The 14,763-nt window shown below is 66.7% G+C and carries 14 protein-coding genes; 9 read left to right on the plus strand and 5 right to left on the minus strand.

Annotation, left to right across the window (positions count from 1 at the left end; genetic code table 11):
- Nucleotide 1: 1 nt before the first annotated feature.
- From hemC to ACIIOY_RS19980, 8 genes are all read left to right on the plus strand, one after another.
- Entirely contained in the window at nt 2-931 is a 930-nt protein-coding gene (gene hemC, locus ACIIOY_RS19945) for a hydroxymethylbilane synthase (RefSeq protein WP_411036426.1), read from the plus strand.
- Nucleotides 932-934: 3 nt separating this feature from the next.
- Nucleotides 935-1,651, plus strand: coding sequence for a uroporphyrinogen-III synthase (locus ACIIOY_RS19950; protein WP_411036427.1), 717 nt, complete (start codon nt 935-937; stop codon nt 1,649-1,651).
- Between the two features lie 98 nt (nt 1,652-1,749).
- Entirely contained in the window at nt 1,750-3,021 is a 1,272-nt protein-coding gene (locus ACIIOY_RS19955) for a COG4223 family protein (protein WP_411036428.1), read from the plus strand.
- 13 nt (nt 3,022-3,034) lie between these two features.
- The gene (locus ACIIOY_RS19960; RefSeq protein ID WP_411036429.1) at nt 3,035-4,639 is read left to right on the plus strand and encodes a heme biosynthesis protein HemY; all 1,605 of its coding nucleotides are present in this window, start codon (nt 3,035-3,037) and stop codon (nt 4,637-4,639) included.
- A gap of 28 nt (nt 4,640-4,667) precedes the next feature.
- Nucleotides 4,668-5,150, plus strand: coding sequence for a tellurite resistance TerB family protein (locus tag ACIIOY_RS19965; protein WP_411036430.1), 483 nt, complete (start codon nt 4,668-4,670; stop codon nt 5,148-5,150).
- A 3-nt stretch (nt 5,151-5,153) separates the two neighbouring features.
- Nucleotides 5,154-5,870 carry a glutamine amidotransferase gene (locus ACIIOY_RS19970; RefSeq protein WP_411036431.1) on the plus strand — a complete coding sequence of 239 codons (717 nt, stop codon included), beginning with the start codon at nt 5,154-5,156 and terminating at the stop codon, nt 5,868-5,870.
- A gap of 145 nt (nt 5,871-6,015) precedes the next feature.
- Nucleotides 6,016-6,312, plus strand: coding sequence for a YggT family protein (locus ACIIOY_RS19975; RefSeq protein ID WP_411036432.1), 297 nt, complete (start codon nt 6,016-6,018; stop codon nt 6,310-6,312).
- Nucleotides 6,312-6,623: a DUF167 domain-containing protein gene (locus ACIIOY_RS19980; protein ID WP_411036496.1), complete on the plus strand. Its 312-nt coding sequence runs from the start codon at nt 6,312-6,314 to the stop codon at nt 6,621-6,623. Before ACIIOY_RS19975 ends, ACIIOY_RS19980 begins: the two co-directional genes overlap by 1 nt.
- 3 nt (nt 6,624-6,626) lie before the next feature.
- Here ACIIOY_RS19980 and ppa read toward each other — a convergent pair whose 3' ends face one another.
- Nucleotides 6,627-7,163, minus strand: coding sequence for an inorganic diphosphatase (gene ppa / locus ACIIOY_RS19985; RefSeq protein ID WP_411036433.1), 537 nt, complete (start codon nt 7,161-7,163; stop codon nt 6,627-6,629).
- A 133-nt stretch (nt 7,164-7,296) separates the two neighbouring features.
- On the opposite strand from ppa, the gene ACIIOY_RS19990 reads away from it, so the two are divergent.
- Entirely contained in the window at nt 7,297-7,911 is a 615-nt protein-coding gene (locus tag ACIIOY_RS19990; protein WP_411036434.1) for a hypothetical protein, read from the plus strand.
- A gap of 3 nt (nt 7,912-7,914) precedes the next feature.
- On the opposite strand, the gene ACIIOY_RS19995 is transcribed toward ACIIOY_RS19990, so the two are convergent.
- The 4 genes from ACIIOY_RS19995 to ACIIOY_RS20010 form a co-directional block, all read right to left on the minus strand.
- Nucleotides 7,915-8,421 carry a GNAT family N-acetyltransferase gene (locus ACIIOY_RS19995; RefSeq protein ID WP_411036435.1) on the minus strand — a complete coding sequence of 169 codons (507 nt, stop codon included), beginning with the start codon at nt 8,419-8,421 and terminating at the stop codon, nt 7,915-7,917.
- A gap of 205 nt (nt 8,422-8,626) precedes the next feature.
- Nucleotides 8,627-10,453, minus strand: a complete 1,827-nt coding sequence (typA, locus tag ACIIOY_RS20000; protein WP_411036436.1) for a translational GTPase TypA — start codon at nt 10,451-10,453, stop codon at nt 8,627-8,629.
- A 113-nt stretch (nt 10,454-10,566) separates the two neighbouring features.
- A complete protein-coding gene (locus ACIIOY_RS20005; protein ID WP_411036437.1) occupies nt 10,567-12,129 on the minus strand; it encodes an alkaline phosphatase D family protein in 1,563 nt (520 codons plus the stop codon).
- Between the two features lie 279 nt (nt 12,130-12,408).
- Nucleotides 12,409-14,469, minus strand: a complete 2,061-nt coding sequence (locus tag ACIIOY_RS20010) for a M3 family metallopeptidase (RefSeq protein WP_411036438.1) — start codon at nt 14,467-14,469, stop codon at nt 12,409-12,411.
- Nucleotides 14,470-14,763 lie beyond the last annotated feature (294 nt).

Raw genomic sequence — 14,763 nt, forward strand, 5'->3', positions numbered from 1 at the left:
GATGCAAACAAAACCTTTCAGGATCGGCACGCGCGGCAGCCCGCTGGCGCTCGCCCAGGCCCACGAGACCCGTTCGCGCCTGATGGCGGCGCACGGCCTGCCGGAAGAGATGTTCGAGATCGTGGTCCTCTCGACGAAGGGCGACCGCATCACCGACCGTTCGCTCGCGCTGATCGGCGGCAAGGGCCTCTTCACGGAGGAGATCGAGGCGCAGCTTTCCTCCGGCGAGCTCGATTTCGCCGTGCATTCCTCCAAGGACATGCCGACAAAACTGCCGGAGGGCCTGCATCTCTCCGCCTTCCTGCCGCGCGAGGACATCCGCGACGCCTTCATCGGCCGCACCGCCAGGCGCCTCCTCGACCTGCCGCAGGGCGCCACCGTCGGATCCGCCTCGCTGCGCCGCCAAGCCCTCATCCGGCGCCTCAGGCCGGACCTCAACGTGATCGTCTTCCGCGGCCAGGTCGATACCCGGCTCGGCAAGCTCGCCGAAGGCCAGGCGGACGCCACGCTGCTCGCCTATGCCGGCCTCAAGCGCCTCGGCAAGCTCGACGTGCCGACGGAAATCCTCGACCCGGTCTCCTTCCCGCCGGCCCCGGCGCAGGGCGCGATCTGCATCGAGAGCCGCGTCGGCGACGAGCGCGTGAACGGCCTGCTCTCCGCCATCGACGACGCGGCGACACACGCCGCCGTCTCCTGCGAGCGCGGTTTCCTCGCCGCGCTCGACGGTTCGTGCCGCACGCCGATCGCCGGCTACGCGACCGTCGAAGGCGACGACCTGCGCTTTCGCGGCATGATCCTGACGCCGGACGGCAGCCGCTTCCACGAGATCGAGGCGAGCGGCCCGGCATCGAGCGCCGGCGCGATCGGCGAAGGTGCCGGGCGGGCGATCCGCGCCAAGGCGGGAGCGGATTTCTTCGCAAGCTGGGGCTGATCCATGCGCGTCCTCGTCCTTCGCCCCGAGCCCGCGGCGGCCCGCACCGCCCGCAGGCTGACGGCGCTCGGGCACGAGCCGGTCCTGCTGCCGCTGTCGAGGGCCGAACACGATGTCGATGCGGCGAAGGCGGCGCTTGCCGGGCCCCATGCGGCAATCGCCATCACCAGCGCGGAGGCGGCGCGCCTTCTGGGCAAGCTCGGCGCCGATCTTGATCGCCACTTGTCGACGGCCGTCTTCGCCGTCGGGCAGGCCTCCGCGAAGGCCGCACGCAAGGCCGGCTTCCGCTTCGTCCTCAGCGCCGGCGGCGATGGTGAGGATCTCGCCGGGATGATCGCCGCGCACGGCGGCGAACCGGCCGGCCTCATCCTCTATCTTGCCGGCAACCCGCGCGCCCCCGGCTTCGAAATCCGGCTTCGGGAGGCCGGCATTCCCTTCCGCACCGTTGAATGCTACCGCATGATGCCGCTCCGCCCGCCTCGCGCCGAAGCCGAGTCCGCCCTGTTGCAGCCCGTGCCGGATGCGGTGCTGCTCTATTCGCGGGAAAGCGCCCGCGCCTTCTTCGATCTTGCGCCACTTAGCGAAATGCCGGACCGCTTCCGCGCGACGCGCCTCCTCTGCCTGAGCCGCAATGTCGCATCCGCCGTGCCGGAACGCTTCGCACCACTGGCCGCCATCGCCCCGGCACCCGACGAGGAAAGCCTCCTTGCGCTGCTCTAAGCGCAGGCATCGATGGACGAATTTGCCGCAAGGGTCTTTTCCTCTCTGCCTTCCCTGTCTACGTTGAATGCAGTGCACATGAACGCGAGGAGGTCGCCATGGAACCGGAAACCCCGTCCCGTCGAAAGAAGGCCGGCGACAAGCCCGTGACGATCGACCTCGAAGCCGTTCCCGCCTCCGCCAGCAACGAGGCGCTGGCCGCCGAGCAAAAGGCCGAGGACGACGCATCGGCGCCGGACACCGAAGTCACGCAAGCGTCCGCGGCGGAAACGGCACCTACCGAAGCCGCCGCGACGCAAACGGAGACCGAAACCGCCGAGGAAAGGCGGGAGACGGTGGAGCCGGCCCGCGCCACCTACGAGGAGCCCGTGCGCGCCGCAACGCCGCCGCCGCAACGCGGCAATGCCGGCACGCTCGCCGCGGGCATCCTCGGCGGCCTGATCGCCCTTCTCGGCGCCGGCAGCCTGCAATATGGCGGCTACCTGCCGGCACTCGGGCCCGGACGCGCCGACGACACCGGCGCCGTCACCGCCCTTTCCAACGAAATCGAGGCGCTGAAGACCCGCCTCTCCGAAACCGCGGCCGCAAGCCCTGTCGACCTCCAGCCGATCGAGATGCGCATTGCCGCGCTGGAGGAATCGGCGCGTGAAGGCACGGCCGCGCCCGGCGCCGATCCGGAAGCCCTCGGCAAGCTCGAAGGCGACGTGACGCGGCTGACCACCGAGCTTGCAGCGCTCCGCGAAGCTCTCGCCCGCACCACCGAGGCGGTCAGCACGACGGAAAGCCAGCTGGCCGAGCGCCTCGCCGCCGCCGAGCAGAAGCTGGAAGAGCCGCGCAGCGACATCGAGATGGCGCGGGCCGTCGCCGCGAGCGCGCTGAAGACCGCGATCGACCGCGGCGGCCCCTATCTCGCCGAGCTCGAGGCCTTCGCCAGCATCGCGCCGGACGACCCGTCCCTTGCGGGCCTGCGCGAACATGCCGCCGTCGGCGTATCCTCGCGCGCCGACCTCGTGCGCGACTTCCATGCGGTGGCGGACGCCATTCTCGACGCCGTGCACCAGCCGGAGGGCGATCAGGGCGTCATCAGCCGCCTGATGTCGAGCGCCGCCTCGGCGATCCGCGTGCGCCCCGTCGGCAGCGTCGAGGGAGACACGCCGGAGGCAATCGTCGCCCGCATCGAGAACAAGCTGCAGAACGGCGATTTCAAGGGCGCGCAGATTGAGTGGCGGACCCTGCCGGAGAAGGGCCAGGGCGCGGCGACGGAGTACAAGCGCAAGCTCGACGAACGCGTCGGCGTCGAGGACCTGATCGGCGCCGTCGTTTCCGGCGCCCTGAACGGCACGACCACCAGCACACCCAACCAGGGCTGAGGAGAAAGGCTTCATGATCCGCATTCTGGTCTTCGCTCTCTTCGTCCTCGCGCTTGCCGCCGGCTTCGCCTGGCTTGCCGACCGCCCCGGCGAACTCTCCATCGTCTGGCAGGGCCAGCGCGCCGACATGAGCCTGATGGTGGCAGCCACGCTCGTCGTCTCGCTGATCGCCGCCGTCATGTTCTGTTGGTGGCTGGTGCGCGTCATCTGGACCTCGCCGCATTCGATCCAGCGCTATTTCCGCGCCCGCAAGCGCGACCGCGGCTATCAGGCGCTCTCGACCGGCCTCATCGCCGCCGGCGCGGGCGATGCCGCCGGCGCGCGCAAGATGCTCGCCCGCACCAAGGGCCTCATCAGCGCCGACCAGGAACCGCTCATCCACCTGCTCGAAGCGCAGGCCGCGATGATCGAAGGCCGCTACGACGACGCGCGCAAGAAATTCGAGCTGATGGCCGACGATCCGGAGACCCGGGAACTCGGCCTGCGCGGCCTCTATCTGGAAGCCCGCCGCCTCGGCGCCAACGAGGCCGCGCGGCAATATGCCGAACGCGCGGCGGAAAAGGCGCCGCAGCTTCCCTGGGCGACGGAAGCCGCTCTCGAATATCGCTCGCAGGCCGGCGACTGGGACGAGGCGCTGAAGCTTCTCGGCGACGGCCGCTCCGGCTCGGCCGAGGAGAAGAAGGTCCATGCCCGCCGCAAGGCCGTGCTGCTCACCGCCCGCGCTGCCGCAAAGCTCGACGCGGACCCGAAAGGGGCGCGCGAGGATGCCCACCAGGCGCTGAAGCTCGACGAGAATTTCGTGCCGGCCGGCCTCATCGAGGCCAAGGCGTACCTGCGCGAGGACAACCTGCGCAAGGCCGCCTCGATCCTCGAAAGGCTCTGGAAGGCGACCGCACATGGCGAGGTCGCGAAGCTTTATGTCCGCGCCCGCAGCGGCGATTCGGCCTCCGACCGGCTGAAACGGGCCGAAAAGCTGGAGGCCATGCGCCCGAACAATGCCGAGGCGCTCTATGCGGTCGCCGAAGCCGCGCTGGAGGCGCGGGACTTCACGCTGGCCCGCGCCAAGGCCGAGGCCGCCGCACGCCTTTCCCCCCGCGAGAGCGCCTTCCTACTGCTCGCCGACATCGAGGATGCCGAGACCGGCGACCAGGGCCGCATCCGCCACTGGATGAACCAGGCGCTGAAGGCCCCGCGCGACCCCGCCTGGACGGCGGACGGCATCACCTCGCCGGAATGGCGCGCCATCTCGCCCGTCACCGGCCGTCTCGACGCCTTCGAATGGAAGACGCCCGTCAGCCCGCTTGAAGGCCCGGTCGAGGAGGGTTCCATCGATACGGTCGACGAGGCCATCCGCACCCTGCCACCGCTCGCCATCGAGTCGAAGCCCGCCGAAAGGGCCGAAAAAGTGGTGGAGATCGCGAAGGCGGAGGCCGAAAAGCCCGTCGTCGTCGCCACGGTTGCCGAGCCCGCGCCGGTGAAGGACGCGACGTCGGAAAGGACGAAGGCGGGCGAAGACGACAAGGAAGAGGAAGAACGGCCCTTCTACGGCCTGCCGGACGATCCGGGGGTCAAGGAAGGGGCCAAGCGGGACGCGACGAGCGGCTTCAGGTTGTTCTGAGGCTTTGAGGGTACGGGGCTGAAAATCGATGTTCGAACGCTTGCAGCAGTTTCTCGCGAGCCTTGCCGGCGGCGACAAGCCGGTCTTCGCCGCCGACGACCCGCGCGTCGCCGTCATGGCGCTCTGCATCCAGGTGATGGAAGCCGACGGCAAGATCCTGGATGTCGAGAAGAAGGCGCTGCGCGCCCGCTTCAAGGAATTCTACGGTGTGGACGAAGCGGAGCTGGATGCGCTCGTCGCCGCCGGCACGGACGCGGAAAGCGAGGCGATCGACTTCTTCCGCTTCACCTCGGAACTCAAGCGCCAGCTTTCCGAGGAACAGCGCGTCGGCCTCATCGGCCTGCTCTGGGAGATCGTCTATGCCGACGGCGAACGCAGCGAAATGGAGGATCATGCCATCTGGCGCATCGCGGACCTCCTCGGCGTCTCGGGCCGGGAACGCATCATGAAGCGCCAGGAAGTGGCCGACAGGGTTGGAGCGGCGGGCCAGGGGGAGGCGGACGAAGGCTGAGCCATGCTCGATTTCCCCCGCAAGCCGCACCGCAAGCGCCCCGTCCTCGTCGTGCTGCATCAGGAGACCTCCAGCCCCGGCCGCGTCGGCCAGATCCTCCAGGCGATGGGCCACGCGCTCGACATCCGCCGGCCGGTGCTCGGCGATCCGCTGCCCGCAACGCTGGAACATCATGCGGGCGCCGTCGTCTTCGGCGGGCCGATGAGCGCCAATGACGACGAGCCCTATGTACGGCAGGAGATCGACTGGCTTTCGGTGCCGCTCAGGGAGAACCGCCCCGTCCTCGGCATCTGCCTTGGCGCGCAGATGCTGGTGAAGAACCTCGGCGGCACGGTGATCGGCCACGCCGAGGGCTGGACGGAAATCGGCTGGTATCCCTTGAAGGCGACCGAGGCCGGAACGGCGCTGATGCCCTGGCCGGAGATGGTCTACCAGTTCCATCGCGAAGGTTTCGATCTTCCTGCCGGCGCGACGCTGCTCGCCACCGGCCACCACTACGAGAACCAGGCCTTCCGCTACGGCGACAATGCCTGGGGCATCCAGTTCCACGGCGAGCTGACGCTCGCCATGATGCATCGCTGGGTCGTGCGCGGGGCGCACCGCTTCGAGCTGCCCGGCGCTCAGGCCGGCCGCGCCCATCTCGACGGCCGCCTGCTGCACGATGCCGCCCTACGCCTCTGGATGACGTCCTTCCTCGACCGCATCTTCCACGAGGATTGAGAGCAGTTCCGGGAAAATGCCGGCGGCCTTGCATCCCGTGCAAACCCGCCCGCATTAAACATGTTGCCGCGCCGCCCGGAACCCGGCCTTGCTGGCGGGGCCGGCAATGGCTACATGTCAGCACGAAACCCAATTGGAGACGTCAATGATAGCGGTCATCAACACCCTATTGTTCATCATCAGCATCGCATGGTTCCTGGTGATCGCCTCGGCGATCTTCTCCTGGCTCTATGCCTTCAACGTCATCAACGCGAACAATCAGGTGATCGCGACCATCGGCCGCTCGCTCTACCAGCTGACCGAACCGATCTACCGTCCGATCCGCCGCGTCCTGCCGAACTTCGGCGGCGTCGACCTCTCCCCGCTCGTCGTGCTCGTCATCCTGTTCTTCCTGGAACAGGTGATCCGCTCCGTCGTGGCGCCGGCGCTTCTGGCCCCGTGATGGACGCGCTCCGGCGTCATGGCGGCCATGTCCGCCTGACGGTGCGGCTGACGCCGAACGGCGGGCGCGATGCGATCGACGGATGGGAGACCGGCGCCGACGACGAGAGCTACCTGAAGGCGCGGGTCAGCGATCCGCCGGACAAAGGCAGGGCGAACAAGGCGCTGGTCGCCCTCATCGCCAAGGCGGCGGGCGTTGCGAAATCCGCCGTGAGCCTCGTTTCCGGCGACACCCAGAGAAAGAAAATCCTCCGGATCGAGGGCGACCCGGAGGACATCGTTCTCAGGCTGGAGAAGGCCGTACGGCGCTGACGCTTATTTCTTGTCGGCCTTGTAGCGCTCGATCGCCTCGACGATCAGCTTCTTGGCGACGTTGACATCCTGCCAGCCGGCGATCTTCACCCACTTGCCGGGCTCCAGATCCTTGTAGTGCTCGAAGAAGTGCTCGATCTGCTTCAGGGTGATTTCGGGCAGGTCCGTATAGTTCTCGACCTTGTCGTAGCGGCGCGTCAGCTTCTGCACAGGCACGGCGAGGATCTTCTCGTCCTTGCCGCCATCGTCTTCCATGACCATGACGCCGATCGGGCGCACATTGATGACGCAGCCCGGAACGAGCGGGCGGGTGTTGGCGATCAGCACGTCGATCGGGTCGCCGTCTTCCGAGAGCGTGTGCGGAACGAAGCCGTAGTTGCCGGGATAGGTCATCGGCGTATAGAGGAAGCGGTCGACGACCAGCGCGCCGGCTTCCTTGTCCATCTCGTACTTGATCGGGTGGCCGCCGACCGGCACCTCGACAATGACGTTCACATCGTCCGGCGGGTTCTTGCCAACGGAAATCGCATCAATACGCATGAGTATCCCTCAGGTGGAAACGGAGTGATTTGCGGGCTTCCTAATGCGAATCCCGCTGCAGCGCAACATGACTTTCGCCGAAGCCGAATAGAGCGCTATCCTGTGCCGTCTCCCAGAAGACCGGAGAATGCCCATGTGCCCGACGCCCATGTTTCTTGCCATCGCGCTCGCCGCTTCCATGATCTCCATGGCGCATGCCAACGAAAGCGCCTACACGGAACGCAACCTCGATGCCTGCGAGACGCTTGCGAAAACGGACGAAGGCCCGAGCGTCACCCTCAAATGCGCCGGTTACGCGGATCTTGCCGTCTATTTCAAGGAAAGCGATCTGCGGCAAAGCCAGACCTACGGCCCGATCAGCAAGGTCTGGCTCGACGAGGCCTTCGAGAGCTTCGGACCGTTCAACCACACCGGCGCGACGATCGAATGGCGGCTGGGCGAGGCCGGCAAGCCCTTCGCGACCATCGTCCGCTGGTTCCCGTCCGATCCGGAAACGACGAGCGACACCGACACGCGATACGGCGAGGTCCTCGTCGTCTCGACGGTGGCGACGGCGGAAAATCCGGAAAGCTGCGTCGTCGGCTATGTCGATGCGCTGGAGAACAAGGACGCCAACACGCTGGCCCGCAAGGTCGCGGACGAAGAAGCGCCCGGTTTCATCTGCGGAAAGTCCGAACCGCAATGGCACGGCGCACGGGGGAAACTGGCGGGAGAGCCGATGCGCTATCTGCCGGAGAAAGCCGAATAGGCGTCAGGGCCAGACGAAGCCGATCTTCTTCAGCTCCTTCTCCCCGAAGCTCTCCATGCCTTCGGCGATGTCGCGCCCGCCGGCGGAGCGGAAGAAGCGGTCGGCATGTTCGCTGTCTTCCAGGCACCAGACGATCAGCCCGTTGCAGCCGAGCGACTTCAAGAGCCGCCGCGCCTCGCCGAAGAGCAGCCGGCCGAGGCCGATGCCCTGGTATTCGGGGCGCAGGTAGAGTTCGTAGACCTCGCCTTCCTGCGGCAGCGCGCGGGCGCGGTTGAGGCCGAGCGTGGCATAACCCGCCACCGTGCCGGCGACATCCAGCACCAGAAGCGTGGCGGGACCGCGCGTCGCCTTGCGCCACCAGGTCTCGTCCCGCCGGTCGACCATCTGGTTGAGCGGCTTGTGCGGAATGAGGCCTCCATAGGCCTGCAGCCACGATACCCGATGCGTCTCGGATATCGCACGGGCGTCCTGCGGCTCGGCACGCCGCACATCGATCGACAGTGTTTTCATAACACGACTCATATTCCGGCACCGATTCCACCGGAATCCCATGAGGGGCGAAGGCTTCGTTTGCCCACAGGCGAGTTCCGGGTGGCACCCGCGAAAAGTTAACGCTTTTTTAACAAACGTCACAAGCCGTAAAACGATGGCACACACATGAAAAACCCCGGCACGAGGCCGGGGTGCGAATTTGTCCCGTTTCGGGAACGCCTGCTTATGCGGCGCCGGCGGCCCGCTGCTTTTCGAATCGCTTGCGCTCGTTCGGGTCGAGATAGAGCTTGCGCAGGCGGATCGACTTCGGCGTCACCTCGACGAGCTCGTCGTCCTGGATCCAGGAGAGCGCGCGCTCCAGCGTGAACTTGATCGGCGGGGTGAGCTTGACGGCCTCGTCCTTGCCGGCGGCGCGGATGTTGGTCAGCTTCTTGCCCTTCAGCACATTGACGTCGAGGTCGTTGTCGCGCGAGTGGATGCCGATGATCATGCCCTCGTAGACCTTCTCGCCCGGCTCGATGATCATCGGGCCGCGGTCTTCCAGGTTGAAGAGCGCATAGGCGACGGCCTCGCCCGACTCGTTGGAGAGGAGGACGCCGTTGACCCGCCCGCCGATCTCGCCCTTGTAGGGCTGGTAGTCGTGGAACAGGCGGTTCATGATCGCCGTGCCGCGCGTGTCCGTCAGAAGCTCCGACTGGTAGCCGATGAGGCCGCGGGTCGGGGCGAAGAAGACGAGGCGGACGCGGTTGCCGCCCGAGGGGCGCAGCTCGACCATCTCGGCCTTGCGCTCGGACATCTTCTGCACGACGACGCCGGAATGCTCCTCGTCGACGTCGATGACGACCTCCTCGATCGGCTCCAGGAGCTGGCTGCTCTCGTCCTTGTGCATGACGACGCGCGGGCGCGAGACGGCAAGCTCGAAACCCTCGCGGCGCATGGTCTCGATGAGGACGGCGAGCTGGAGTTCGCCGCGGCCGGACACGTAGAACGAGTCCTTGTCTTCGGCTTCCTCGATCTTCAGCGCCACGTTGCCCTCGGCCTCCTTGAACAGGCGGTCGCGGATGACGCGGCTCGTGACCTTGTCGCCCTCGGTGCCGGCGAGCGGCGAATCGTTGACGATGAAGGACATGGTGACGGTCGGCGGGTCGATCGGCTGGGCCTTCAGCGCCTCGGTGACGGAGGGATCGCAGAACGTGTCGGCGACCGTGCCCTTGGTCAGGCCCGCGATGGCGACGATATCGCCGGCATGGGCTTCCTCGATCGCCGTGCGCTCGATGCCGCGGAAGGCGAGGATCTTGGAGATGCGGCCCGTCTCGATCAGCTTGCCGTCCTGGCCGAGGACCTTGACGGCCTGGTTCGGCTTGACGGAGCCGGAGTGGATGCGGCCGGTGATGATGCGGCCGAGGAAGGGGTTGGCCTCGAGGATCGTGCCGATCATGCGGAACGGGCCTTCGGCGACCGTCGGTTCCGGAACGTGCTTCAGGACGAGGTCGAGCAGCGGCGCCATGCCTTCGTCCTGCGGGCCTTCCGGGTTGACGTTCATCCAGCCGTTGCGGCCCGAGCCGTAGAGGATCGGGAAGTCGAGCTGCTCGTCGGTGGCGTCGAGCGCGGCGAAGAGGTCGAACACCTCGTTCAGCACTTCCTCGTGGCGGCCGTCCGGGCGGTCGATCTTGTTGATGGCGACGATGGGCTTGAGGCCGACCTTGAGGGCCTTGCCGACGACGAACTTGGTCTGCGGCATCGGGCCTTCGGAGGAGTCTACGAGGACGATCGCGCCGTCCACCATCGAGAGGATGCGCTCCACCTCGCCGCCGAAGTCGGCGTGGCCGGGCGTGTCGACGATGTTGATGCGGTGGCCCCTCCACTCGACCGAGGTGGCCTTGGCGAGAATGGTGATGCCGCGTTCCTTTTCCAGGTCGTTGGAGTCCATCACGCGTTCGGCGACGCGCTGGTTTTCGCGGAACGAGCCGGACTGCTTCAGAAGCTCGTCGACGAGCGTGGTCTTGCCATGGTCGACGTGCGCGATGATCGCGATATTGCGGATAGACATGAGTAGGGTCTCTGAGGTTCGGGGCGCGCGCAAACGAGGGCGCCGTCTTCAATGGCCGGGCTCTTACATGTTTTTCCGCAAATGCGAAAGGGGCGGGGCGCAACTCTGTTGGCTCACGACGGGCGCACCGGCGGCAGCGTGATGCGCCAGAGTTCCCGGTCCTCGCGGTCCATCAGCCGCACCGTCATCTCCTCGCTCGCGCCGTGGATGTCGACGAGGCCGAAGAATTGCAGGCCCGCCGAGGGCGGCAGGTTGCTGTCGACGCCCCCTTTCGAGGACTTGATGAAGCGCACTTCCGACCCGAAGGTCATGTCGAGCGGCTTCGGCCCGTAGGTGCCCGAATGCAGCGGGCCGGAGACGAATTCCCAGAACGGTTCGAAGTCCTGGAACTTCGCGCGCGACGGGTCGTAGTGGTGGGCGGCCGTGTAGTGCACGTCCGCCGTCAGCCAGACGACGTTGTGGACCGCATTGTCGCGCATGAAGGAAAGGAGGTCGGCGATCTCGCGCTCGCGCGCCGCCGGCGGGCCGTTGAGACCGTCCGCCACGCCCTCGTAGCCGAGGCTTTGGGCATGATCGTCCCAGATGACGAGCCCGAGCGGCATGTCGCAGGCGATGACCTTCCAGGTGGCGCGCGAGGTGGCAAGCTCGCGCCGCAGCCAGTCCGCCTGCCGCCAGCCGAACAGACCGTTCTGCGTGCTGCCCCGGTTCGGGCTACGGTAGGAGCGCAGGTCGACGAAGAACACGTCGAGCAGCGGCCCGTAGGCGATCTTGCGGAAGATGCGGCCGGGCTCGGTGGCGAAATAGCGGATGGGCGTCATCTCGTGGAAGGCGCGCCGGGCGCGCGCCTCGTAGACGCCGATATCCTTCTCCAGATAGCGCCGGTCGCCGGAAAGATCGCTCGACTCCGACCAGTTGTTCAGCACCTCGTGGTCGTCCCACTGGAAGAAGGTCGGGCACGCCCTGTTGAACGCCAGCAGATGCTCGTCGAGAAGATTGTACTTCCACTGGCCGCGGAATTCGGCGAGCGTGCGGGCCACGTCGCGCTTCTCGTCGGTGACGATGCGGTTCTTCCACACGCCGCCGTCGCGCAGCGGGATCTCGTCCGGGATCGGCCCGTCGGCATAGACCGTGTCGCCCGAATGGATGAAGAAATCCGGCTCGTGGCGCAGCATGGTCGAATAGGTCTTCATGCCGACATCGTCGATGCCCCAGCCCTGACCCGCCGTATCGCCCGACCAGACGAACCGAACGGATCGCTTGCGCATCGGCGCGGTGCGGAAGCGCCCGACGACCGGCTCCGAGACGAGATGGCTGGAATAGGGGTCGCTCGCCGTGAAGCGGTAGAAGATATCCTGGTCCGGCAACAGGCCGGAGAGCATCGCCTTGACCGTGTTGTCGGAGGCGACGGTCGCCTTCTGCAGCGGCAGGCGCGCCGCGTTCAGGAAGCTGTCCGTGGTCGAGTATTCGAGCATCACCTCCGCCGGCCGGTCGGTGCGCGCCCAGACCATGCCGGAGGCGCAATCGACATCGCCGGACTGCACCCCGTGCGAGAAGGCCGGGCTGCCATGGCGCCTTGCATAGTAGGGAAGCGCCAGCGCGGAGGAGGCCGCAAGCGCACCGGCCCCTGCGGTCACAAGGAACGAGCGCCGCGTCAGCGCCTCGGGAACAATCGCCATGCCACCTCCGGCCAAGCCCGCGAATCGACGGGCAGACCATGAGTCCCGGGCGTGTCACTCCGGTAACGGGACGATGACGTTTCACCGAAAGTTCGGTGACGGTATTATGACGGAGTGCGTGTCTGGTGCGTGCCCGCACGCCCATCCCCTAACCCGCCTCCCTCTTCCTCCGTCATGGTCGAGCTTGACCCGACCAAGAGGTCGGCGGGGAGGCACGGTCGCGGCAAGAGCTCATAAGAACAAGAGCGCGATCAAGAGCGAAGGCGAGGGCAGCAAGCCTCAAGCCGCCAACCCCTTCTTTTCCAGCATCGCCTCCGGACTCGGCAGCTTGCCGCGGAACGCCTTGTAAGCGTCTTCGGGGTCCACGGAACCGCCGACCGCGTAGATATAGGTCTTCAGCCGCGCGGCCATCGCCGGATTGAAGGCATCGCCCGTCTCCGTGAAGGCGGCGAAGGCGTCGGCATCCAGCACTTCCGACCACATGTAGGAGTAGTAGCCGGCCGAATAGCCGTCGCCGGAGAAGACATGCTGGAAGTGCGGCGTCGCGTGGCGCATGACGATCGATTTCGGCATGCCGATCTTCTCCAGCACCTCCGCCTGCACCGCCATCGGGTCCTCGACCGGCCCGCGCGTATGGAAAGCCATGTCGACCAGCGCGGAGGCGGTGAATTCCACAGTCGCAAAGCCGGAATTGAAGGTGCGGGCGGCAAGCACCTTGTCGAGCAGCGCCCCTGGCATCGCCTCCCCGGTCCGGTAGTGCACCGCGTAGCGGGTCAGGACCTCCGGCACCGTCAGCCAGTGCTCGAAGAGCTGGGACGGCAGCTCGACGAAGTCGCGCGCCACGCCCGTGCCCGAGACCGACGGATAGGTCACGTCGGAGAGCATGCCGTGCAGCGCATGGCCGAATTCGTGGAAAAGCGTGCGCGCATCATCGAGCGAAAGCAGCGCCGGCTTGCCCTCGGCGGGTTTCGCAAAATTGCAGACGTTGTAGATGATCGGCAGCTCGCCGACCGCGCCGTTCTTCAGCGGCAGGCGGTGCTGACTCTGGTAGGAGCTCATCCAGGCGCCCGAGCGCTTGGAGGACCGTGCGAAATAGTCGCCGAGGAACATGGCGACCAGCCTGTCCTCCCGGTCGCGGATCTCGAAGACCCGGACATCCGGGTGATAGACCGGCACGCCCTTTTTTTCGATCGCCCGGATGCCGAAGAGCCGTTCGGCGACGTCGAAGCAGGCGTCGATGATCTTTTCCAGTTGGAGGTAGGGCTTCAGCTCCGCCTCGGAGAAGTTGAACTTCCTCGCCCGCAGCTTTTCCGCATAGTAGCGCCAGTCCCAGGGCATGACCTCGTGGTTGCGCCCCTCCTCCGCGACGAGCGCGGCAAGCTCCTCTTCCTCCTCGCGCGCCCGCGCCACGGCCTTTTCCCAGACCTCCATCAGCAGGCCGTTCACCGCCTCCGGCGTCTTGGCCATGGTGTTGTCGAGCTTCAGCGCGGCGAAGTTCGCGTAGCCGAGCAGGCTCGCCTTCTCCGCGCGCAGCGCCAGCGTCTCCTTCACGATGCCGCGGTTGTCCGTCTCGCCCCCGTTCGCCCCGCGCGCCACCCAGGCTCGAAAGGCCTGTTCCCGCAGGTCCCGGCGCGCCGAGAAGGTCAGGAACGGCTCGATGATCGAGCGCGACAGCGTGACGGCGTAGCGTCCCTCATGGCCGCGTTCGCGTGCCGCCGCCGCCATGGCGTCCTTCAGGAAGTCCGGCAGGCCGTCGAGCGCCTCGCCCTCATCGAGGTAGAGAACCCAGTTCTTCTCGTCGGCGAGCACGTTCTGGCCGAACTTCGCGCCGAGCCCGGCCAGCGTCTCGTTGATCGCCGCGAGCCGGTCCTGCTGCGGCTTTTCGAGCTTGGCGCCCGACTTGACGAAACCCTTCCAGTGCCGCTCCAGCACCCGCGTCTGCTCCAGCGAGAGGTCCAGCGCCTCCCGGCCTTCCCATAGCGCGTCTATGCGCTTGAAGAGCGCGGCGTTCGTACCGATCTTCGAATAGTGCCGCGACATTTTCGGCGCGATCTCACGCTCGAGCGCCTGGATCGTATCGTTGGTGTTTGCGCCCGCCCGGCTCCAGAAGAGCGCCGAGACGCGGGACAGCGCGTCACCGGCGATTTCCAGCGCGACGATCGTATTGTCGAAGCTCGGCGCTTCCGGGTTGTTCGCGATCGCGTCGATTTCGGCTTCGTGTGCCGCCAGGGCCGCATCGAAGCCTGCCGCAAAGGCCTCGTCCCTGACGAGATCGAAACGCGGCAGGCCGTTGAGGCCGCTCCACTCGACGAGGGCTGGATCGATGCGCGTTTCGGTCATGGGGCTTCATCCTTTCTGGCAAATCATCGTGCGGCGAATATAGGAACGGACGGGGACCTTGGTACAGGGCACCCCTCACAAATTAAGGGAACCGCGCGCAGCCTGCCGCATTAGAGGGCAGAGCGGCCACCTGCCTCTTGACGCGGAAGGGAACTTCGGTGAAAACACCGCTTATCCGCGGCCTTGGACATCGGTAGCCGCGGTGAACTTAGGTGCCGGGCCCCTCTGGCGAGAGTTTTACGGCGCTCTCGTGATGTCGGTACCGCCAGCAATAGAGCCGGCGGATTCAAAAGC

This window comes from Shinella agrisoli (genome assembly GCF_046557955.1).
GTDB lineage: Bacteria > Pseudomonadota > Alphaproteobacteria > Rhizobiales > Rhizobiaceae > Shinella.

Excerpts from the sequence above, each read along its gene's own strand:
- hemC (WP_411036426.1), top strand. The coding sequence starts at position 2 with ATGCAAACAAAACCTTTCAGGATCGGCACGCGCGGCAGCCCGCTGGCG.
- ACIIOY_RS19950 (WP_411036427.1), top strand. The coding sequence starts at position 935 with ATGCGCGTCCTCGTCCTTCGCCCCGAGCCCGCGGCGGCCCGCACCGCC.
- ACIIOY_RS19955 (WP_411036428.1), top strand. The coding sequence starts at position 1,750 with ATGGAACCGGAAACCCCGTCCCGTCGAAAGAAGGCCGGCGACAAGCCC.
- ACIIOY_RS19960 (WP_411036429.1), top strand. The coding sequence starts at position 3,035 with ATGATCCGCATTCTGGTCTTCGCTCTCTTCGTCCTCGCGCTTGCCGCC.
- ACIIOY_RS19965 (WP_411036430.1), top strand. The coding sequence starts at position 4,668 with ATGTTCGAACGCTTGCAGCAGTTTCTCGCGAGCCTTGCCGGCGGCGAC.
- ACIIOY_RS19970 (WP_411036431.1), top strand. The coding sequence starts at position 5,154 with ATGCTCGATTTCCCCCGCAAGCCGCACCGCAAGCGCCCCGTCCTCGTC.
- ACIIOY_RS19975 (WP_411036432.1), top strand. The coding sequence starts at position 6,016 with ATGATAGCGGTCATCAACACCCTATTGTTCATCATCAGCATCGCATGG.
- ACIIOY_RS19980 (WP_411036496.1), top strand. The coding sequence starts at position 6,312 with ATGGACGCGCTCCGGCGTCATGGCGGCCATGTCCGCCTGACGGTGCGG.
- ppa (WP_411036433.1), bottom strand. The coding sequence starts at position 7,163 with ATGCGTATTGATGCGATTTCCGTTGGCAAGAACCCGCCGGACGATGTG.
- ACIIOY_RS19990 (WP_411036434.1), top strand. The coding sequence starts at position 7,297 with ATGTGCCCGACGCCCATGTTTCTTGCCATCGCGCTCGCCGCTTCCATG.
- ACIIOY_RS19995 (WP_411036435.1), bottom strand. The coding sequence starts at position 8,421 with ATGAAAACACTGTCGATCGATGTGCGGCGTGCCGAGCCGCAGGACGCC.
- typA (WP_411036436.1), bottom strand. The coding sequence starts at position 10,453 with ATGTCTATCCGCAATATCGCGATCATCGCGCACGTCGACCATGGCAAG.
- ACIIOY_RS20005 (WP_411036437.1), bottom strand. The coding sequence starts at position 12,129 with ATGGCGATTGTTCCCGAGGCGCTGACGCGGCGCTCGTTCCTTGTGACC.
- ACIIOY_RS20010 (WP_411036438.1), bottom strand. The coding sequence starts at position 14,469 with ATGACCGAAACGCGCATCGATCCAGCCCTCGTCGAGTGGAGCGGCCTC.